Below are 21788 nucleotides of genomic sequence, written 5' to 3' on the forward strand. Positions count from 1 at the left end.
GGGCTTCTTGGAATTTCCCGCTATAGTTCGTTCCAGATCTAACGACACTTCCATCTGGCAGTATTTCTACACCTTTAAAGATTTGGGATACGGAGTCCGCACCTTTTGCTAATGTATTTTCAATTTTATAATACTGGTAATTTCCGTTAGGTTTAATTCATAAAAATAATTTTTAAACATTTATAACATGCCTATCTAATAAAAAAGCGCTTGATTGTCTTTCGTAGACAATCAAGCGCTTTAAGTTCATTTGTTTTTAAGCAGCATAAATTTATAAATTTTGTAGTAACAATATGACACTTGTTATACTTCATAACAAATACTATCTAAAAACTTACGAGTTTGTACGAGTTCGTTAGTTTCATATACATTCCGTGGATTTATATTCATCGCCCAGTAAAATGTCATCTCACCTAAGCTCGCACGTCTTTTTCTATTCTATCATTGCACACAGTACTCCATGATGGTACAACCATCATGGAGTACTTACTTTTTAACAGCCTATTCATTCTTTTTCTTCACTTCTCTTATACATCTTTAACTTTAATACCAAATATTAAGTCTTGTTATATTACTTACAAAGTCATTGTACCAAGTTTTATCGTAGTACCTCTAAAAACTCAGTAAAGTTATCTACTATTTTATAAAACACTGGTTCAAACTCTCCTGACTCTTCATGAGACCATACACACACCGATGGATTCTCTTTATTTTCTCTAAAATCCAAGCATACAAAATCCCCTGCAAATATACTAGCTATTGGTAATACCTCTGCACCTAATAAATCTTCATTATCAGTTAATCTTTCCTCTATCTGTGAAAATACAACATCAATATCATAGATCCCTTTAGGGTTATTTTCAATGTCATCCAGCATACATAAAAACCTTTCTATCGCATAACTACGATTATCACATACAAATGTAGCTTCTTCAACTTCTGCACCATTATACACTTTAATAAAGTCCAAAAATGAACCTGGTAGTTTTAATCTCCAAAAATTTTCATGTTTTTTTATTAACTCTTCTGAAGGTAATGGTTTTACAATAGTATCCTGTTTTATTTTCATGTTTTTACCTCTTTCTTTAGTTTACTATCTAGGAGCATCGGCCCACATTCCGGCCGACCTTCCACCATTGTGAATCGTAATATTGTGTATTCCAAAAGGAAGCAACTCCATTTTACCCGGTACTTCAGTATGATGCCATGTCATACCTTCCGGTCGTCCACCTATTGCATTATCGAGCCATTTAAATTGCTCTTCGTCTGACATTAACCATAGCCTCTCTGGAAGTTGCTTTGTCTCTACAACAAGCCCAGCACTCTTAAAATCGGCAAATCCGTATCTCATTCCATCAGCTTTAATAACCTTCACATCAGGAACCAAACCATCTGCAACTGCTTTTTCCTTAATCATTCTTTTTTGACGAGCCGTTAAATTAGCTCCACCGTGAAGTGACTTATTCCATGACCACGTTTTATTTGATATAATTTTTTCACTGTACAACTTTACATAATCATTAATAACATCATCAAATTTCTTAGTCCCATTTATAAATTCATCTATATTATTTAAATTAGCCTTATTGACTATCTTACTGGAATTACCCGTACCCTTAACCCCACCACTCTCCAAATTCGAGATCCTACTCTGAATACTCGCCTTTGAGGCATCATGGGCTTCTTGGGATTTACCGCTATAGTTCGTTCCAGTTCTAACGACACTTCCATCTAGCAGTATTTCTACACCTTTAAAGATTGGGGGTACGGAGGCCACACCTTTTGCTAATGTATTTTCAATTATATAATACTAGTAATTTCTGTTAGCTTTAATTCATAAAAATAACTTTTATAAATTTATAGTATACATTTCAATTAAAAAAGCACTTGTTGCCTCAAATAGACAATCAAGTGCTTTAAGTTTCATATGTTTTTAAGTAGCATAAATTAGTAAGTTTTGTAGTAACAGTATGACACCTTTTGTACATCATGACAAATACTATGATAAAACTTACGAGTTCGTTAGTTTTATATACATTCCATGTGTTTATATTTATCGCCCGGTAAAATGTCATCTCGCCTAAGCTCGTACTTCGTTTTTTCGACGTACAATGAATTAGAGAATCTATTCAAAGTTGTATAAACTCTACCTACTAAATTAGGATTTTTTTGTTTATATAAAAACTTTGCAACAGAATCTTTAAACTAAACTTCAAATCCAATTACTATCCATTCATCAACAATGTCCCAAAAATTCATATTATATCTAGGCTCTTTATTCGTCCACCATAAAGTCGCATTATCATTATTAGAATTCTTATAATCTACTGCAACATAACCACCCATACCACTTTTAAAGAAACCAAAAGTAGTTTGTAAATCAATTTGTAAAGGTTCTTCTAACTCCTCAATAATACCCCATTCATCATGATCAAAAAAAGTTACATTTTCTAAAGGAACTAAACCCATAGATTGACTCGCATAAAAATAGAAACCATTATGAACAGTTCGATAAAAATTTCGTATTGTCGAAGGAATCTTATCCCAAGATTTTTCTAATTCTTCATTATTAAACTCATCTTTGGGATTTCCCCCTTCATAATATAGAATTTCCCCATTATCTGTTTTAATAGTGTATAAAATTGAATATCTACCATTTGTGTTCATAAGCTCTACTTCTTCAAGGTGCCTAGACAAATAAGAAATAGTGTTTCTTAATTCCACTCCTACTTGCTCTTTCCATATCGATAAAATACTCTCAACTCTCTTGTCTACGTTTTCTTCTTGAAACAATTCATACCATGAATTTGGTATTTTCCCACTATCAAGTTTATTAATCTCATGGCATGATATAAGTTGTGCATTTCTTTTATATTTTCTTAAAAAACCAAGTTTTTGTTCCATAATTCTAGCTCCTTTATTTATCTATATCCTTTTTATTTCCTTCAACAAAATCATCAATTTGTTTTTGTAATTTCATTTCTAATTCTTTTTCCTTCTTTATCATTTCTTCTCTAAACTTAGGATCAACTTCAATTTTTTCTTTCTTATAAATTGTCCAATCAGAATAAGATTTAGACCCCTTAGATTTATTGGCTGCTTCACTTAATCCTAGAAAATTCTCTTCATTGTTTAAAACCTTAAGTTGTTGTTCTTTCGTTAATTTATAAAAAATTTCCATCTTTTCTATATTTTTTATTGATACGATATGATCAGCTTGAAGTCTATCTGTAATATACTTACCAGGTAAAGCAGGGTCAGGCGTTCCTATTTTATCCTCAATGCCCTCATTAACTTTTTCCCGTAGCTTTGCAGTAGGCGTTCCATCTCTTAATTCATCATATAATTCCTTTGAGATTCTTCTTTCCCCGTATCGAGGCGGTGTTCCAATATCACCCGTACCCTTAACCCCACCACTCTCCAAATTCGAGATCCTACTCTGAATACTCGCCTTTGAGGCATCATGGGCTTCTTGGAATTTCCCGCTATAGTTCGTTCCAGATCTAACGACACTTCCATCTGGCAGTATTTCTACACCTTTAAAGATTTGGGATACGGAGTCCGCACCTTTTGCTAGTTTAATTTCAATTATATAATACTTGTAATTTTTGTTAGCCTGAATTCATAAAAAATAATTTCTAAAAATTTACAGCATGTTTATCTATTAAAAAAGCACTCGTTGCCTCAAGTAGACAATAAAGTGCTTTAACTTCATATGTTCTATAAGTAACATTAATCCGTCACTATTCTTCTTTCAATAGTCCAACTAAAGCTAGTTAATTTGGATATTTTACATATTTACTCGCTAATAATACATTCCTTAATTTAACAAAAAAATATTTTAAGATTTATTTTGCTCTTCATATTCTTTCATCTCTTCGAATTTTCTTCGCTCATTTTCATTACTAGGTTTCTTCCCTAAATATTTATATTCAAAATAATCCACTCGGTCATTCGGTCCAAAAGTAGATTGATACCATTTAGTATACCCATAATGAATTTTTACTTTCCCCTCAGATGTCACAATCATATCAAAAGAATACCAAGGTTCCTGATTATTTTTTATAAATATTTCCTGTAACTCTACACTTAAATGAAATAATTCATCATATGTCTTATCATATTCTTTTTCACTCACATTAAATACATCTGGTATATCATGGGAATATATATATTCATCCGATCTATCTGGGGTATTGAAAAAGAATAATACCCCACCCTCTTGGTTATAAATCTCTGCATTAAAATAAAAGATATCCCATTCTACGGGAATTGTATCATTTATTTTTTGCGCTATATTTTGATAGATTTTATTTAATTCTAATTCGAACACTTTTACATCAACCTCCTGTTTTATTAAGTATTTCACGTATTACCTTACGTTGGCCTTCAATTTGGTATTTTATTTTAAATGAGTTTGGTCTTAGCGATGAACCTAAGTATACTGGTTCAATTTTTACTGATACTTTTTTAGGAGGCTTCCCACCTAATGCATTAGCCCATTCTTTCTCCATATTATACCATTCTCCACCCGAACGATTAATTTGTTTATTTTGAGCGATTAAATTATCAATATCACCGGATCCATGGAATTGCGTCCCTATCAAGTGCCCACCATCATCATCATCAGGCAATCTATCTTCTCTTCCTGCAGCCACTTGCATTCCTGTGTTTCGTTTTCCTTTTTGAAGTATTAATCCTTCCGCCTCAACATCTACTATTCTACCAAGCTCATCTGTTGTATATTTATAACCATCCTCAGTGATATAACGTACGTTTGGCGCAAGTTCTTTCCTTCCATTTTTTCCTTTAACAATGTGCTTCCCAAGATCTTTCTCTTTTATTTCAGTTATCTTAGGAGTCTCACCCGTACCCTTAACCCCTCCACTACCCTTAGCAAGTTGATAAGCATCATCCTTAGCTGCCGTACTTGCCTTTGAAAACTTTCCGGCTACTTCTCCAACAGTTGAAGATTCTACATAAGGAATCTTCACTCCTATTCCAGTATCCACCGTCCTAACTGCTACTGGAATAGGAGTATTTTTCATAGCATCTAGTGCATTTTTTAAAGTCTTATTTTCCCTAGGCGATTGTACCATATTATTTCTACACTAAAACAAAAAAAGCACTTGTTGCCTGTAATTGACAATCAAGTACTTTAAGTTAATATATTTTTAAGTATCGCTAATTTTGTAAGTTTTGTAGTACAGTTTGACACCTTTTATATATCGTGGCAACTACTACGTTAAAACTTACGAGTTTGTACGAGTTCGTTAGTTTTATGTCCATCTCATGTTTTTATATTCACCACCATGTAAAATGTCATATCGCCTAAGCTCGTACTTCGTTTTCTATTCTATCATTGCACACAATACTCCATGATGGTACAACCATCATGAAGTACTTACTTTTTAACAGCTTATTCTTTTTCTTTCCACTTCAAAAATAAATTCTTTTTCGTTTACTTGTCTTATGTGAATTCTTTAATTTCTAACCCTAATTGTCTATACCTTTCAATACTAATTAACCCTCAAATTATAGATTTCCTGCTAACATTAAAAGGATCTACGTTATTTTCCTCTAACAAATCTTCAAATTTTTCTGTTCCGTATTTTACAAAACATTCATATTCCGACTGGGAAATAAAGAATGCTAACAAAATTTTACCATCTTGATCTTCACTTCCAGTACGTACATCACCATATTCTTCTGGAAAAGCGAATGGTTCAGTAAAGTAAACTGCACTTTTATTATATTTTTGAACAAATGATTTATCAATACTTTCAATACCACTAATTGCTGTTCCTCGTCCTATTTCTATTCCATTACCTATACAATAAAATAAAGCACTTGCAAGGATATACCCTGTACTATTAAATGCCCCATCAACTACCATTGAAATTTCAACATTATCCCCTACTATTTCTTCATATTTACTGAGTCCAAGTGTATTAAAAACTAAACATTCTTCAAATACATTTTCATATTTTAAAATTTGCATACTCGGAAGCTCTTCATTATTTTTAAAAACCTCTCGGTCTATTGGATCACCTAAATATTTACTATAATGGTCATAATAAAGCTCTCCGTAATTTATCATTCTTTTATCTCCCCTTTATATGTTCCTTCTATTCCTTCAAATTTATGACTTATATTACATTCATGACATTGAACCCTTATTCGAGCATTATATTCATCCAATACTTCTTTTCGTGTTGGTTTTACTTCACCTGTTTTCATACTTACAACTCTTTCTGCCCAAGTATCTGGATAATGATCTAAGTCATATCCAATTCTTTTTACTGGTCCATTTTTAGTATTAATGGTAATACTATCTGGAATATCTTTTCCGCACGTAGGACAAATCATTTTTCCTGTTGCATTTTTTGGTGCTTCACTTTCTGCTTTAACACGAGTACCTTTTCTAAAACTACTTCTCTTATACAAACTATCAGTTTTTTTAACTTTTGTACTACCTTCACCCGTACCCTTAACCCCACCACTCTCCAAATTCGAGATCCTACTCTGAATACTCGCCTTTGAGGCATCATGGGCTTCTTGGAATTTCCCGCCATAGTTCGTTCCAGTTCTAGCGACACTTCCATCTGGCAGTATTTCTACACCTTTAACGAATGGGGTTACGGAGTCCACACCTTTTGCTAATGTACTTTCAATTATATAATACTAGTAATTTTTGTTAGCCTGAATTCATAAAAAATAATTTCTAAAAATCTATAGCATGTCTATCTATTAAAAAGGCACTCGTTGCCTTTCGTAGACAATCAAGTGCTTTAAATTCATCTGTTTTAAGTAGCATTAAATTTGTAAATTTTGTAGTAACAGTATTATGACACCTTTTTATATGGTAACAAGTAATACATTAATACTTACGAGTTCATTATTATTGTGTCCTTTCCATGTCTTTTCAATAAAATATCATCTCGCCTAATTCTCACGCTTTTCTTTCTAATACAGTTGTAAAAATAAAAAATTCAATAGCCACTACGTTCTCCTAACGTTGCCATTGAATTCCTTTACTAAGCATGTACCTTTGTCAGCGTCCAAGTAACCAATAAAATAGGCACATTTCTCAATTTATTTTTCTATTATCAACCCTCCCAAATCCAAAACATTTTTATTATTTCGAATTCAGGAGGTGAAAAGTTTAAATGCATTTGTAGTAACACATGGTGTTATTAAAATTGCACGTGGCCAAAAATAGCACATTCTAGATGGTTATGCAATCTTGATATTAACTTATAAGAAAATCTTGATCGGATTCAAGGGTGAAGGCATACAATCCTTAGGTCTATCTATAATATTTGATACACCTTTCTTGAAAAGGAATTCTATCATCAAGCAACACCTCTTCTTGCAGGATTTTTGTTATATTCTCTATTTTCCCAATGAATAATGCGTAAAAGTCGCCCGAATTTGGATATAAAAACAGACCATATCCCTTTGGTGACAGTATTTTGTTGGCCATCTTGATCTTATCGGGTAAAAATTCATAATTAAATGCTTCTAATCTCTCAAGTTCTTCTTGTGTTGCTAATTCAATTTGGTGGGCAAATTCGTAATCAAGAATAAAATTGACAATTTCTTGGTATTGCTCACCTTTATAGTCAACGTATAAAAACTGTTTCGTTGTCAATCCATATTTTAATAGGTCTTCATGTAAGTCATAACCTCCTTGTTCCTTCAAAAATGTTTCCAAATCCTTGCTATCAGGAAATATAATCTGCGCTATCCCTTGATCAGGCATCTTAGCTTCCTCCCTTTTATTGAAATAATTCTCCATGCTTGTTAGGAATATATTCTGGGTAGTTTTTACGATAAAATTGATCGATCATCTGAAGCACGGGATCCCACTCAGGATATGGCTCACGTTCTCTAAATACCATTTTTGCTTCTGGAGTATTCATCAGAAAATTATCGAATTGAGTAGGTACTGGCAACCCTAGTTGTTTCCTTACATGGATCAAGAATAAGATTTCAAAAGGATAAAATCCGTATCCGAAATCGCCAAATTCACCTAGCTGTCCGATTTCAGAAGCTAATGCAGAATGATACTGTGACATTATCGAAATTAGATGTTCTATTTCTTCTAAATCACCAGTCGACCAACGTTCCAGCACTTCATCATAAATATTCAGGTCTTCAGGGATTGAGCCGCATCGCAGTTCAGCTTCCTTAAACTTATTTTTCACAGCTAGATGCAATTTTTTATTCGTTCCCATGATGGTTTTATTTCTATACTGCAAGTACAGCTCTAGCAAAAACCAAATATGTCTATCCTCTTCATTGGCATCTATTAAATGTTCACCGAAGTGATGAGTCATAAAATCATATAATATATTTTCTTCTTTCTCCCATCCATACATTGCAAAATGAACTAATGTGAGGACGACTTCTCTAAACGTATATCCCAAGATCATTCCTGGATACCTGCTTGTATAGAGATCCTGTCCCATGCACTGGTAAAATAAAACCTTCTGCATGTTCTTTAATCCTTCTGCATTGTTTCCACCGCTGATCAATACATCGTTTTTCCATAATGACAAGTGATATGAGGAAATTTTGCTTAGATTTATTAATAGTATGTGATCTTTCTCTGTTTCATTTTGCTCAACGATTTTCTCAATCTTTCTTCTACTGACATTATATTTATCTTTCACATCTTCAAATTTGATTCCATCCACAAAATTTTTGCTATATTTTTTAAAAGCCATTTCTAACTTTTTTTGGTTTATCATTGTATCCTCCCTATGAATTAATCTATTTTCTTATTCCAGTCCTTTACCTTTAACTCATCAACGCCGAATCCAATATCAGTGATCTTGATATCTGTTTCAACTCTAATAAAATCGAATTTTAGACCAGGATTCTCCTCCATCAGTTCCTCTAAGTTATCTTTAAAACTGTCATACCTAGGCTCTTTGCTGTTAACCATGCCTTGGAAATACTTATCTCCGCCCTTTTTCTGTTTATTCGAGTAACTAAAACTAGCGGAATCTGATGCCTTTGATTCAATAATAGTTAACTTTGGCGGCGGCCCTTTCGATAGGAATGCTGCATCTATACCATTTCTCCCCACTTGGAACAGATCGGAAACATCTTTACCTAAATCACCTTTATCCTGAGAAAAATATTTAGAATTATCGATTTTTCTTTCATACTCCTTTGCAACCTTCAAGTCATAATGATCACTAATAACATCTTTCGTATCCAACTTGTTGGCCAATTTATTTTTTTCTCGCGTTAATCTTTTGACTTCTTTGTCATTTCCCTCTATTTTCAATCTATTTATTTCTTTATCTAACTCTTTAATTTCTTTTGAGATATTGTCTGAAATGTTACTGCCATAACCAACTTTCCCCGTACCCTTAACCCCATCACTCTCCAAATTCGAGATCCTACTCTGAATACTCGCTTTTTAGGCATCATGGGCTTCTTGGAATTTCCCGCTATAGTTCGTTCCAGTTCTAGCGACACTTCCATCTGGCAGTATTTCTACACCTTTAACGAATAGGGATACGGAGTCCATGTGCAGTGATAATCAAGTTGTTTAATTTTGTGTCTAGAAATGCAATAACCTTCTGCCTGTTAATTTGGTACGAGGTTATTAAAGTTGTTTAAAAATAAGTTTTATTTGTTGCACTTTTTCATTTAAGTGAATAATAAAAGTGTTTAATTTCTGGATAGCTAATAATTAATAATCACCCCTTTAATATTCAATCCCAAACATTAAAAATTACTTCACCGATATTTTCTGGTCGCCAATATTTAGCATCTTTTAATTCTTCTTCTGTTAAGTTGTGTTCCCTAGGTATAAAAGGCTTTTCTAAATAAGCTTTCGACAAAACTTGATAGTACGCTTCAAATTCACTTTCTAATATGGGCATATCAATAAAACTAAAAATAATTTTTCCTTCTACATTTTTATCCGCAAAAGCTAAGAAAGGATAAAACTCATGCAATAAAATAATAAATTCCTTATCGTCTATTATCACTATCACTTCAAAAAAAATTTTGGGATAGTGTGGTTGTATCCATTCTACTATTTTGAATTTACATGTCCTCAATACATCATAAAATATTCTCTTTGTTTCATTTTCATTATGGGAATTTAAATGTATTGCTTTCAAACCTGTAATATGTGGCGGTATTTTCACTCCCAAAACCTCATTCCCTTTTATTAACTAACCACAGATATCGAAACATTATTCCTTTTATTATACGAGAAACTCAAAAGATGGTATTAAATTTCAATTCTGTACGATTTTTTAAACAACTTTATTATTCGTGGTCAGTCCACACCTTTGGCTAATATATTTTCAATTATATAATAATAGTAATTTTCATTAGCCTGAATTCATAAAAAATAATTTCTAAAAATTTATAGCATGTCTATCTATTAAAAAAGCACTCGTTCCTTTAGTTGACAATCAAGTGCTTTAAGTTCATATGTTTTTAAGTAGCATAAATTTGTAAATTTTATAGTAATAGCATGGCACCATTTACATGTTATGACAACTACTACATTAAAACTTACGAGTTTGTACGAATTCGTTAGTTTTATGTCCATTCCATACCTTAATATTCATCATCCAGTAAAATGTCATCTCGCCTAAGCTCATACTTCGTTTTCTATTCTATCATTGCACACAGTACTCCATGATGGTACAACCATCATGGAGTACTTACTTTCAAACACCATATATTTTTTCTATCCACATCAAAAACAAATTCGTTTTCATTCTCTTTTCTTGTCTACCTACGCATTAAACTTTAAATATAATCATATATAAAACAAAAAATATACAAATAATACTTATAACTTCTATTCATCATAAACAATTAATCTTCTTATAATAAAAATGACCTTATTCAGCTTTAAGCTAAACAAGGTCATTTATCTATATTAAAACTCTTCTTCCCATGCTTCTTTTGCATCCAATAACCTTTGTGATAAAAACTCATAAAAATTCTTTGCTGTATTGTAGTCATCAAGTCCACCTTGTCTATCCCATGCTATTACTGGGCACTCATTGTTTTCCATATTACTAGTGTCTAGACAATAAGCATATTCCCCAATATCTTCAATAACTACTAAATTCTCACTCATTCCTAAATCCCTATAACTCTCTGTTTCAATAACAACAGAAGCTATATTAGACTTAGCCACCCCTAAAATATCAACACCAAATAACCCACCAGAGCCATAATTAGTTAAAAACCACTTATAACTTTCTGGCAATTTTAACTGTAGGGTATCTTGAACATAATCAACTTGTTTTTTATCTACTCCACCAGTAAAGTCATCTGATTCCATATTTATCTTAATAAAATTGGTTAATTCCTCTTTATTCATTCAAAATTCCTCCTTTTATAATTCAGCTTTATCTATTTGTTTAGCTCTCCATCTCCAATATTTCGACCTAAAATTTTCATATTGCTTTTTTAACACAGGGTCGTTTCTAAAGCTTCCACCATTCTCCACTAAGCCATGCAATATTTTATAATATTCCTTATGCATACTACCCGGGAGCTCCACCATTGATCCGGGCTCTCTTTGAATTAAATGATGAAGTTCTATAGCAGTCCCATCTTGCCAAATTGGTGCTCTTCCTTTTTTCATCAATTGGAGATTTGTCATACCAGTTTTAGGGTCAATTCTCATATAATCAATATCTAACCTTTGAAAAACCCGTCTGCTAATATCCCTTACTTCTCCATTAACTTTAGTTGTTCCAGTATATTCTACATCCTTATAGTTTTTATATTCTTTACCCGTACCCTTAACCCCACCACTCTCCAAATTCGAAATCCTACTCTGAATACTCGCCTTTGAGGCATCATGGGCTTCTTGGAATTTCCCGCTATAGTTATAGTTCGTTCCAGATCTAACGACACTTCCATCTGGCATGATTTCTACACCTTTAGCGAATGGGGTTACGGAGTCCACACCTTTTACTAATGTATTTTCAATTATATAATATTCACGACTTAATCTATCTAACAATCCTTAAAAATAATCTATATTGATTTTTACTTATTTATCAATCTCTAATATCTCTAAGAAAAAAGCACTCGCTACCAATCATAGGTTTTCGAGTGCTTAAATGTATATACTTCCCATCATATTTAAATCATTTTTAAGACTTGTTCCTTAACATCTTCGTCAAACTTGGCTCCTTCTACCTTTGCTCCCTTCCAAACTACATTGTCAAGTTTAGCACCGGTAAAATTCGCATCCGTGAAATTCCCATTTAAAAGGATTGCTCCTGTTAAATCTGCGTTTGTAAAATCAGCATTTCTAGCATTTACTTCTGATAAATTTGAATTTCCTAAATATGATTTTTCAAAATGGCCTCCTGTAAGATTCGCGCTGCTGAAATCCGTTCCCGTACAGTCGGCCTGTTTTGCATCTATTTCATATAAATTTGCTCGTCGAAAAGTAGCATGATTTAATATCGTTCCAACTAATTCTCCATATGAAAAATCAACTTCATCAAAACATGTTTCAAAACAACTACTTATATTTATCTTTGCATATTTCATATTGGCTTTAGAGAAATTAGCTTCACCAAATCTACAATCTGCAATATGTATTTCCTCTAAATTACAGCTTCTGAAATCAGCAAACTCAAAATCACAATCAAAAAAAGATGCTCTCATTAGTGAAGAAGCTCTTAAATGGACTTGTTTTGCCATGATACCCTCTGCCATCACCTCTGACAAATCAGAAAAAGTAAGGTCTAAATTGCTCATATCTAGCCCATCTATAATTTCATCATTGTATTGAGATCGATTTAATATTTCCATGACTTTTATTCTATCATTATTTTTCTCATCCATGATTACAAATTCCTTTCATTTAACTTTCCAGATACTCCTTCCAAGCAACATTTGGAGAATAAGTTATACCCATCTGATCTTCATCAAAACTTGGTATAGCCATTACTTGTGCTGGTTCCAAATACTTCATTACTTGTAGCCAATTATCAAGTAATGTATCACTGTCACTCTCTAATGGATTATTTAAAATATCAATACAAAGGCCACCCCAATCTAGCTCAGATACGACAGCTGGACTATTTTGTAATAATTCCTTATCAAACATTTCTAAAATATGACCACTAAAGTATGTTCTAGCCCCTATCCCTAAGGGACCGTTAGGAAGAAACCTAACTGGTATTGGTTGGGAAGATATTTCCATCCACATTTGTAAGCGTTCATGTTCGGTATTCCACGGATATGATAAAGGCCAAAAAATTTGAGTTACTCCATAACTTGGTTTCGTAATTTCTGCGATTTGGTCAGATAACTCAAAAAAAGCAGCCCATAATTTTTTAGGTATTGATTTATGAAACTCAAACTCTAAAAATGAACGATGGCTCCAGTTAACTTGAAAACGTCCTGTGTAGTTCACAGATTTATCACGATACAGGTAAACTTCTGATACTATACGCTCTGAAACTACTTTTTCCAGCATTTCCTGACGGTTATATTCTACCCGTACCGTTTCACAGTTGCCCCAATGAGTAGGAGCAAATTTTTCATTTGACTCAAACACATCCAAAAGACGACCTAATAATTCTTCTTCGTTAAAAGATACTGTAGGATACATTGTAATTGTGAAAAAATCTGGTTTCATGTATATCCCCCTTAATATTAAAAAATATAGTCACATAATAATTTTTATTCACAGCTTTTTCCACCTACCTCCACCAGGTAAACGTGTATTGTTCTCCCATTTATGAGTCACTTTACCGCTATTTGGATCAGTGTAGTAAACATCACTATCCTTACCCAAAGGTCCACTTGGTCTTGGTTTAGGAGGAATCCCATTCAAATCGGGTTTGTCACTTGATATTGTCACAACATGACTCCCATTTTTATCTTCGAGCATTTCTCTTTCAGCTCGCATTTGCCTGTCGTTATGAATAGTTTGCTCTTTTTCACCCATTTTGTGTTTGTGATCATGAACTAAATCAATTTCACCCTTATCATTACGCCCAATACTATCTGGACGCGTAAGATGCCCTTCACTAGATGTATATGTAACAACCTCACCAGCGTTATTGTCTTCTAATTGGCGATCAAGATGTTCTCCCAAGGCTTTTCTCCCTTTTATTTCTTCTTCTCTTCCACGCTCTTGGCTCTTTCTTAAATTTTCAGTCCTAGCATCCCAATCTTTACGCTCTGAAGGTTGTTTCGTTTCTTCACAATGACGATCATATCTAATATCCGCTGCTGCTTTATAATCTCCTCGCGCTTTAGCTTCATCTATTTTCTTTCGATAGTATTTTTCTCTTTCCTGAGTTAGCTTAATTTTGTTTGGGTTTACGTTACTACCAGTACCCTTAACCCCACCACTCTCCAAATTCGAGATCCTACTCTGAATACTCGCCTTTGAGGTATCATGGGCTCCTTGGAATTTCCCGCTATAGTTCGTTCCAGTTCTAGCGACACTTCCATCTGGCAGTATTTCTACACCTTTAACGAATGGGGATACGGAGTCCGCACCTTTTGCTAATGTACTTTCAATTATATAATACTAGTAATTTTTGTTAGCCTGAATTCATAAAAAATATTTTCTAAAAATTTATAGCATTTCTATCTAATAAAAAAGCACTCGTTGCCTTTAGTCGACAATCAAGTGCTCTAAATTCAAATAATATTTTCTAAGAGTTTAATTTATTGATTATATAAGACATACACGGAACCAATAGCAATTTTCCAACAATATTATTTTGAATTAATAATTGTATTAAACGGTGCTTAATTCAAATACCCTCTATTTTAAGCCCTAAAATCAGTTAATCAGTACTAGATATTTTCAATATATCCCCTAATTCGCCTAACAGTTCTATGTTTTTTAAAGCCAACTCAACAGGTATGTCTTTCATTAACACGAATGGTAATTGTTTTGATCCTTTTAATAAGTCAAACAATCCCTTTTTGATGATAAATACCTCTTGTATTTTCTTTAAATCCATAGCCCCTCCTACTGGTGGACTTACCAATATAAGATTACACAGTTTTTCCTTAAACACTTCCTGTTCTTCGTCCACACAGTCAATATCTATCGCTCCGTCATTTATCCACTGTATAAAATTCTCACTTACTGTGGTTGCATAATTCGGATCCATAATCCCCGAATCAACTTGTACTAACTCTGTTGCGTTTTCATTTGCAGTCATTAACAGTATTTTGCCTCCACCATTACTTCCTACAGCAACATAACCCTTTGCATATTCATGGACTTCATATGTTTTATTCATTTCATCTATTATATCCACTCCAAATATAACGACTCCATTATCGGACACAAAACCATTTGTATGCTTTAGTAATTGTTTATAAGCATTAGGGAGTATTAATCCCATTTCCTCTTCAATTTTTTTAATTTCATTTTCATCAACTGGAGAATATAATTCATAAGTTGACAATTTTTGAACATTTATCATTTAAATCCTCCTAATCCATCAAAATATCTATATGCTTCTCGCATTACTTTTTTTGCTACTTTTAAATCTACACCCGCTTCAATCATTTCTTTATAGCTAATATTAAATTCGTATATTATATTCGTACTAAAACCTTCATTCCTTCTTCTAGCTCTTTGAAGAGCGGATATTATAGCATGTGGTTTACCAGAGGTAGATTTGAGTAATATTGATGGTGCTTGTCGACTGCTATAATTATTACCGCTTGTTTTAGCCCATATCTTAGCCCATTCATCTTGTATTGCGTGATGCGCTTGTACCAATCCATCATTTTTTGTATTCCGAAAACCTAGAGCACGATTCTTATTTGGACTCATTTTTTTATACAAGTCAACATCTTCAACAATATAACCTCCATTTTTAAGTTGACTCCTAGTGGACCTTTGCGGAAATGCAATACCGGCCCTTTCATTAATATTAGCATGGAGCTGTTCAGAAGTTAATTCGCCATATTTCCCTCTCAAATATTCTAATCTGGGGTCTCCCGTACCCTTAACCCCACCACTACCCTTAGCAAGTTGATAAGCGTCATCCTTAGCTGCCGTACTTGCCTTTGAAAACTTTCCAGCTACTTCTCCAACAGTTGAAGATTCTATATAAGGAAGCTTCATTCCTATTCCAGTATCCACCGTCCTAACTGCTACTGGAATAGGAGTATTTTTCATAGCATCTAGTGCATTCTTTAAAGTCTTATTTTCCTTAAGCGATTGTACCACATTATTTCTACGCTAAAACGCAAAAAAGCACTCGTTGCCTTTAATTGACAATCAAGTGCTTTAAGTTCATATGTTTTTAAGTAGCATAAATTTGTAAGTTTTGTAGTAACAATATGACACTTTTTATACTTCATAACAAATACTACATTAAAACTTACGAGTTCGTTAGTTTAATATACATTCCATGTGTTTATATTCATCACCCAGTAAAATGTCATCTCGCCTAAGCTCGTACTTCTTTTCCTATTCTATCATTGCACATAATACTCTATGATGGTACAACCATCATAGAGTATCTATTTTCAAACACCCTATTATTTTTTCTATCCGCTTCACATAAAAAATTTTTTCATTCATCATTATATTTTTCAATCGTGTAATTTACTTAAAAAATCAGTAAATGTATCTGCAATGTAAAATACATTTTCTCTTGCGATTTTCTCTGCTTCTTCTGCCGTAATCCCTTCACTTTCCATCAGCGCTTCCTTTTCCCATGCATCTTCATGTTCCCAAAAAACAACAATTGGATTTTTTTCATGATTTTTATAATCAAAGCAAATTAAATTTCCTGCTGGGTCAAATGCAAATGGAATTAATTCTTTAGGTAATGTATCACTAAAGTCATTATATACTTCAACTATATATTCGTCACTATTTTCATCAAAAGATAATAAAGTTCCAAAAACTCTTTCATGATTATTCACATTAAATATTTCTGGTTCCACATTAGCACCATTATTCACAGCTACACATTTTATATAATCGTTTGGAAATTTAACACCTATTTCATTACCAATTTTCCCTACAAAATCTTCACTTACAGTTGCATCAGCAAATTGCCACTCTACTTTTCTCATCTAATTCCATCTCCCCATAATTTATTTCCACCTAAGTGATTTACTTTATGTACTTTTGAAATAACTAATTGCATCTTGCCAGGGACTTGATGGTGATGCCAAGTTAATCCTTTTATTCTTGCCTTACCAGCATTTATTTGAGCTAATTGATCTGGTGAAAACAATTCTTTTGAAATCTTGCCTGAATCAATCGCTTCTTTTAATTTCCTTGTACATTCCTTAAATTGTGCCTCATCTGAACTAATATGTAAATTCTTATCTAGTCTCATTGTAAATTTAACATCGTCCCCTTTAAATATTGGGAATCCTAAAATATCAAAATCTACTCCTTTTTTCACATGTGTTCCTTCTGCTAAAGGCTTATTTAATATATTATTTTTCGTTTTAGTATTCAAATATGTTTCTGTTAGTCCCACGACTTCTTTAAACTCTTCAACACTATCATACCCAAATTCTTTGATAGTAGTATCATCTACTTGTTTTAAGAAATCTTCAACACTATCATATCCCTTAGGCACAATTGATCTATTAATCAAATTTCCGTCTTTATCGTAATTATTTTTAATTACTTCGTCAATTTCAGATCTATGAACAGGATTACCCGTACCCTTAGTACCACCACTTCCCCGTATCTCCGCAAGCGAAGCTCTAACACTATCAATCTCATCTTGTATCTTCTGATTACTATCAATGCAGTGCCCATGTACCCAGCCTTCTACGTTAGTTCCAACACGTTCGAGAGTTCCGTTATCATTTGTTCTGTAAACAGGAACCTTGACACTTGCTAAGACAAAATTAAAAGGAATGAATCCTACACAATACAAGATTCATTCCTCACTAGTTGCTTATAATATTTGTCTAACTTTTTGGGTTCACTTCACAATCAAGTGTTTTTTTAAACTTTAAGTGCAGTTTAACAAAAAATATTAAGAAACCTATATCAATTTATTACAAATAGCAATGCTCTATATGTCTAATATATGCAAACTAGCTTAATTATTCTTTATAAACAAACCAAGAGCTAAATATTATAAAAAATCCCCAAATTTATTACTTACTTAAAATATATTTATAAAATCTTCTCTTTTTGTTGGAATTTCAGTATTTGTACTCGAGTAATTATTAATAACTGTTTCCATTTCTTTGATTTCCTCTACAGTAATAAAGCTGGTTTCCACTGCACTATTTAAGAAAATTGTAATACTATCGGTAGTAATACTTTCTAATGACTGTGGTAAATATTTTACTTTTTCATTTTTATAGGCTTCCCAAGAAGTATAAGCGACAGCATCAACTAATAGTGACCAGATCCTAGCAATATTCAAATCTTCTTCTTCCTCTGCAAATTCTGAAATTCCTGTAAAGTCTGCGTTATCAATAAGCTCATATAATTCATCCCCAGTAACAGCATGAGATTCAATCCATAACCAACATTTGTCCAAGGCTTCCCTTCCATCCGGATATCTTTCATCATCCTTGCTGATTATAGAAAATACTCTTTCAGCAACTGCTAAAACAAAGCCTACTTTAACTTCTTTTTGTAAATTCTCGATTAATATATTACCCATGATTTCCTCCTTAAATTATTCAATGATCTTTCCATCTTTTAAAACAAAAGATAACAATCCATTAGTTTTAACACTGCCATCAATCTCCGATGTTACTTCTATTGTTAAGTTAGGATATTTTTTGCTAGCTTGATAAAATATACCACTCTTTTCAATAGGATGTGGTTTCAGTAATCCTTTGCTACACTTATTACATACACCTCTTGGGTTAGATTGATGAATTCTAAGTGTACCCGTTACTTCCGTTGGTTCGATTCCTGCTTTTTTTATAGCATAATCAAACTCATTTAAAACTCCTTCTTCAGCATGTCTTGTAAACTGTGCTAACTTAGGATTTTTTAAATGGTCATATGGAGCCCTAATCTCCCTATTTGGTAAGATTGTATCCAATGAAGGCAGTCCAGCTTCTTTTCTAACTTCTGGAGACCCTCCTTCAAAAGCCAAATCCCTAAGGCCTTTTACATCTGTTTTACCAACTGCTATTGTATTAGTCTCTGGAACATTCCACTTTTTCCGTAAAGCATCCAAATCTTCTTTACCTAATTGGATTTTACTATTACCCGTACCCTTAGCAAGTTGATAAGCATCATCCTTAGCTGCCGTACTTGCCTTTGAAAACTTTCCGGCTACTTCTCCAACAGTTGAAGATTCTATATAAGGAAGCTTCATTCCTATTCCAGTATCCACCGTCCTAACTGCTACTGGAATAGGAGTATTTTTCATAGCATCTAGTGCATTCTTTAAAGTCTTATTTTCCTTAAGCGATTGTACCACATTTTTACCCAAATTTGGATTAAAACCAGGCATTCCGTCTTTGAATTTTAATAATTTGGCTAAATCAGCTAATTCACTCGTGCCTTTGAATGCTTTTACTCCTTTTCCTACTGCTCCAACAACTGGGATTGCATCTAATCCGCCAAAAATGATGTTTCCTACCCGCTCTTCTTGGCTCAATTTCCTATGTGTTCCCCAGTCTTCTCCGTCGATACCGCTTTTTATTTGTACACCTCCGTATACTACTGCGGCAGCGGCCCCGAGTGGCGGGCAAAGGATTGTTGTGATGATGATTCCTAGGCCTATTCCTATGTCTCGCACCATTTCTAGTTTTTTCTGTTCATCTTCTATCGATTTGTATTCAAATCCTCGTGTGGATGGGACTACTTTCTTATATTCTTCATAATTTAGTTTTGCATCTGGGTTTTGTTTTTTTAGTTCTTTGTACTCCGCTCTCAGTACGTTATCAAATGCAGGTGAATCTCTAAAAATATCTTCTACTGTTATTTTATCTTTTTTTGTTTTTATTGTTTGTGGTACACTTCCGTACCCTGCGTGCGCATCTGGTAATACTGTCGTTGTTGTGGAGCCAATTCGGTTATCTGTTTCGAAACTGAGAATAGATGTATCTCTCATTTTTTGAGCAAATTTATCCATTTCTACTAAAAAAGGTTTATCTATATGTTCAGAGACCAATCGCCCGGCTTCTCCGCAATATTTTTGTAATGTCGAATAGCTATCAAGTAATTCTCCTATTTTTTGCGATTGATCTTTTGGGTTAAAGTGTATACTGCCATCTGAGTCTAAATCTCGTATTCTTCCATCAATTTTTTTCAATAATTCATTTGCGCGCTGTAATTTTATGAGTGCATCTTTTGTAATTCGATTCATACCATCCCCCATGTTTTGCCATGGTTCAGGTCTATATTTCACATCCATTTCGTTTTCATCCCCCAGCCGTATGGTGATTTCTACAACTTACTTAATCTTTCACGTAATTGTTCGTCCTTTTCAAGCATTTCCACGCATACATTTCCTACAACTTTCGCCGACCTCAAATAGTGTTCAGACAATTCAAGTGTTTTGTGTAATATATCAGGATATTTTTCAATTACTCTCATCGCTTCACCTTTTTGATAAAAATCACTGCTTAATAAACTCTCAATATTCGTTCCAATAACGTCTACATGGATTTTATATATATCTTCTAATTTCATTACTATATCAAGTAGTTCTTGAAAATTAACTAATACTTCTTCTCCACCACCAGAACCACCGTCTCCCATTGATACTTGCATTATTCAATACCTCCTAACGAAAATTGTCTCGGATCAACTAATTTTTTATACGGCATTTTTAACACGTCATACAATTTCTTATTTACCGCATAGAGACTCACCCAGTCATATCGATTACGTTCTACATCAATTTGAACGAAATCTTCTCCTTCAGTGAAATATAAGAAACATTCCCATTTTCCTCCTCTATTACTACGAGGCCTCGTATACGTTTCTATCGCTATAACGTCTTTATTTGATAAATCTTTTCCCTCAAATGTTTGTTGTTCTGCCTCTGTCATTCTCTTTGAGAAAAATGTATCTTCTATTTCCCTCGGTTCTCTCAATAAGAAGGGAATGCGTGTTAATAATGAAAAATATACGTCCGGTTTTGGTATGTAGTCGATCTCGTATTTTTTATTTGGTTCTATTTCTGTTAATACAGCCACTCGGTCTTTATCCTCTTTTAAAAAGCCAATTAATACATTATTCATTCTCGTGTATTCATGACAATTTTCATATTCCTTTAATAGTTCAATTATTTGAAAAGCTGCAGGGGTAATTCCATTTTCACTTGTAAGTAGGCCTTTTTCTTTTAAACTCGTAGTTGCTTTCGTGACACATTCTGCATCAAGTAAAATAATTGCGTCACGGTTTGGCAATCCAAATATATCGGTAACCCCAGCTGCACCTGCGAGAACATATAATTCAGCAGGTGCAAAACTCATTTCTTTCCCCATTCTTTTATCCCTCGTTTCTCCATCACAATTGTTTTATCGCCCTTACTTCCGATTTATCTCCGTACGTTTGAATGCTTTTATCTAACTCTTTCAAAGCTTTCGTATGTCCTTCAAATGCCTCTACCATTTCTGAATTATATTGAATGATCAAATCAAGATAACTTAAAAATGCATCTCTCGTTTTTCCATTCCATTTCGCACCTGTGACATATGCTTTTAAGTCTTTCGCTTGGTTTAAAGAATCCTTCATACCATTTTCAATGTTTTGTGCGTAAGAAATGGCACTTGCAGTGTTACTTCCTATAATTTCAACCTCTTTACCACTCATGTTCGTTCCCTCC

Annotated in this window: 26 protein-coding genes and 4 pseudogenes; all 30 read right to left on the reverse strand. The window is 33.4% G+C overall.

Annotated features, from left to right (window positions below; genetic code table 11):
* Positions 1 to 157 (reverse strand): annotated as a pseudogene (locus MR143_RS23435) (DNA/RNA non-specific endonuclease); the annotation flags it as partial.
* Between the two features lie 441 nt (positions 158 to 598).
* A complete protein-coding gene (locus MR143_RS23440) occupies positions 599 to 1069 on the reverse strand; it encodes an SMI1/KNR4 family protein (RefSeq protein ID WP_000695050.1) in 471 nt (156 codons plus the stop codon).
* Positions 1070 to 1093: 24 nt separating this feature from the next.
* Positions 1094 to 1777, reverse strand: coding sequence for an HNH endonuclease (locus MR143_RS33255; protein WP_000179157.1), 684 nt, complete (start codon positions 1775 to 1777; stop codon positions 1094 to 1096).
* Positions 1778 to 2205: 428 nt separating this feature from the next.
* Positions 2206 to 2904, reverse strand: coding sequence for an SMI1/KNR4 family protein (locus tag MR143_RS23450; protein WP_000435839.1), 699 nt, complete (start codon positions 2902 to 2904; stop codon positions 2206 to 2208).
* 13 nt (positions 2905 to 2917) lie between these two features.
* Positions 2918 to 3424: a hypothetical protein gene (locus MR143_RS23455; protein WP_238363670.1), complete on the reverse strand. Its 507-nt coding sequence runs from the start codon at positions 3422 to 3424 to the stop codon at positions 2918 to 2920.
* 27 nt (positions 3425 to 3451) lie between these two features.
* Positions 3452 to 3622, reverse strand: a pseudogene (locus MR143_RS33510) (DNA/RNA non-specific endonuclease); the annotation flags it as partial.
* A 219-nt stretch (positions 3623 to 3841) separates the two neighbouring features.
* Positions 3842 to 4333 carry an immunity protein YezG family protein gene (locus MR143_RS23465; RefSeq protein WP_000462360.1) on the reverse strand — a complete coding sequence of 164 codons (492 nt, stop codon included), beginning with the start codon at positions 4331 to 4333 and terminating at the stop codon, positions 3842 to 3844.
* Between the two features lie 7 nt (positions 4334 to 4340).
* Positions 4341 to 5099, reverse strand: coding sequence for a DNA/RNA non-specific endonuclease (locus tag MR143_RS23470; protein ID WP_000250846.1), 759 nt, complete (start codon positions 5097 to 5099; stop codon positions 4341 to 4343).
* 431 nt (positions 5100 to 5530) lie between these two features.
* The gene (locus MR143_RS23475; RefSeq protein WP_000611567.1) at positions 5531 to 6100 is read right to left on the reverse strand and encodes a suppressor of fused domain protein; all 570 of its coding nucleotides are present in this window, start codon (positions 6098 to 6100) and stop codon (positions 5531 to 5533) included.
* On the reverse strand, positions 6097 to 6651 hold the full coding sequence (locus MR143_RS33260; RefSeq protein WP_000378880.1) for a GH-E family nuclease: 555 nt from the start codon (positions 6649 to 6651) through the stop codon (positions 6097 to 6099). The genes MR143_RS23475 and MR143_RS33260 overlap by 4 nt, the downstream gene beginning before the upstream one ends.
* A gap of 658 nt (positions 6652 to 7309) precedes the next feature.
* Positions 7310 to 7765: a hypothetical protein gene (locus tag MR143_RS23485; protein ID WP_001113307.1), complete on the reverse strand. Its 456-nt coding sequence runs from the start codon at positions 7763 to 7765 to the stop codon at positions 7310 to 7312.
* A 16-nt stretch (positions 7766 to 7781) separates the two neighbouring features.
* Complete coding sequence (locus tag MR143_RS23490; RefSeq protein ID WP_000609923.1) at positions 7782 to 8756, reverse strand: hypothetical protein; 975 nt, start codon at positions 8754 to 8756, stop codon at positions 7782 to 7784.
* 17 nt (positions 8757 to 8773) lie between these two features.
* A complete protein-coding gene (locus MR143_RS33515; RefSeq protein ID WP_242280999.1) occupies positions 8774 to 9301 on the reverse strand; it encodes a hypothetical protein in 528 nt (175 codons plus the stop codon).
* 72 nt (positions 9302 to 9373) lie between these two features.
* Positions 9374 to 9547, reverse strand: a pseudogene (locus MR143_RS33035) (HNH endonuclease); the annotation flags it as partial.
* Positions 9548 to 9734: 187 nt separating this feature from the next.
* The gene (locus MR143_RS23500; protein WP_199717841.1) at positions 9735 to 10175 is read right to left on the reverse strand and encodes a hypothetical protein; all 441 of its coding nucleotides are present in this window, start codon (positions 10173 to 10175) and stop codon (positions 9735 to 9737) included.
* A 749-nt stretch (positions 10176 to 10924) separates the two neighbouring features.
* The gene (locus MR143_RS23505) at positions 10925 to 11374 is read right to left on the reverse strand and encodes an SMI1/KNR4 family protein (protein WP_001030887.1); all 450 of its coding nucleotides are present in this window, start codon (positions 11372 to 11374) and stop codon (positions 10925 to 10927) included.
* Between the two features lie 15 nt (positions 11375 to 11389).
* Positions 11390 to 11968 carry an HNH/ENDO VII family nuclease gene (locus MR143_RS33040; RefSeq protein WP_080029603.1) on the reverse strand — a complete coding sequence of 193 codons (579 nt, stop codon included), beginning with the start codon at positions 11966 to 11968 and terminating at the stop codon, positions 11390 to 11392.
* A 179-nt stretch (positions 11969 to 12147) separates the two neighbouring features.
* Positions 12148 to 12861, reverse strand: a complete 714-nt coding sequence (locus tag MR143_RS23520) for a pentapeptide repeat-containing protein (protein ID WP_000343654.1) — start codon at positions 12859 to 12861, stop codon at positions 12148 to 12150.
* A gap of 19 nt (positions 12862 to 12880) precedes the next feature.
* Positions 12881 to 13660 (reverse strand): hypothetical protein, encoded by a 780-nt coding sequence (locus tag MR143_RS23525; protein ID WP_000801405.1) that lies wholly within the window; start codon positions 13658 to 13660, stop codon positions 12881 to 12883.
* A 48-nt stretch (positions 13661 to 13708) separates the two neighbouring features.
* Positions 13709 to 14494 carry an ADP-ribosyltransferase gene (locus MR143_RS23530; protein WP_374221648.1) on the reverse strand — a complete coding sequence of 262 codons (786 nt, stop codon included), beginning with the start codon at positions 14492 to 14494 and terminating at the stop codon, positions 13709 to 13711.
* Between the two features lie 331 nt (positions 14495 to 14825).
* The gene (locus tag MR143_RS23535) at positions 14826 to 15476 is read right to left on the reverse strand and encodes an SMI1/KNR4 family protein (protein ID WP_000611385.1); all 651 of its coding nucleotides are present in this window, start codon (positions 15474 to 15476) and stop codon (positions 14826 to 14828) included.
* Positions 15473 to 15832, reverse strand: a complete 360-nt coding sequence (locus MR143_RS33265) for a hypothetical protein (protein ID WP_307831736.1) — start codon at positions 15830 to 15832, stop codon at positions 15473 to 15475. Before MR143_RS33265 ends, MR143_RS23535 begins: the two co-directional genes overlap by 4 nt.
* Positions 15833 to 15994: 162 nt before the next feature.
* A pseudogene (locus tag MR143_RS33270) lies at positions 15995 to 16234 on the reverse strand (AHH domain-containing protein); the annotation flags it as partial.
* Positions 16235 to 16599: 365 nt separating this feature from the next.
* Positions 16600 to 17088, reverse strand: a complete 489-nt coding sequence (locus MR143_RS23545) for an SMI1/KNR4 family protein (protein WP_001233228.1) — start codon at positions 17086 to 17088, stop codon at positions 16600 to 16602.
* On the reverse strand, positions 17085 to 17720 hold the full coding sequence (locus tag MR143_RS23550; RefSeq protein ID WP_033690199.1) for an HNH endonuclease: 636 nt from the start codon (positions 17718 to 17720) through the stop codon (positions 17085 to 17087). The genes MR143_RS23545 and MR143_RS23550 overlap by 4 nt, the downstream gene beginning before the upstream one ends.
* 426 nt (positions 17721 to 18146) lie before the next feature.
* On the reverse strand, positions 18147 to 18656 hold the full coding sequence (locus tag MR143_RS23555; RefSeq protein ID WP_000526867.1) for an Imm6 family immunity protein: 510 nt from the start codon (positions 18654 to 18656) through the stop codon (positions 18147 to 18149).
* 15 nt (positions 18657 to 18671) lie between these two features.
* Positions 18672 to 20369, reverse strand: coding sequence for a hypothetical protein (locus tag MR143_RS23560; RefSeq protein WP_199717842.1), 1698 nt, complete (start codon positions 20367 to 20369; stop codon positions 18672 to 18674).
* 32 nt (positions 20370 to 20401) lie between these two features.
* Positions 20402 to 20728, reverse strand: coding sequence for a hypothetical protein (locus tag MR143_RS23565; protein WP_001198195.1), 327 nt, complete (start codon positions 20726 to 20728; stop codon positions 20402 to 20404).
* Positions 20728 to 21447, reverse strand: coding sequence for a DUF5081 family protein (locus MR143_RS23570; protein ID WP_000514122.1), 720 nt, complete (start codon positions 21445 to 21447; stop codon positions 20728 to 20730). Before MR143_RS23570 ends, MR143_RS23565 begins: the two co-directional genes overlap by 1 nt.
* A 22-nt stretch (positions 21448 to 21469) precedes the next feature.
* The gene (locus MR143_RS23575; protein ID WP_000014535.1) at positions 21470 to 21775 is read right to left on the reverse strand and encodes a WXG100 family type VII secretion target; all 306 of its coding nucleotides are present in this window, start codon (positions 21773 to 21775) and stop codon (positions 21470 to 21472) included.
* Positions 21776 to 21788 lie beyond the last annotated feature (13 nt).

The organism is Bacillus cereus group sp. BfR-BA-01347, assembly GCF_022663835.1.
Classification (GTDB): domain Bacteria; phylum Bacillota; class Bacilli; order Bacillales; family Bacillaceae_G; genus Bacillus_A; species Bacillus_A thuringiensis_K.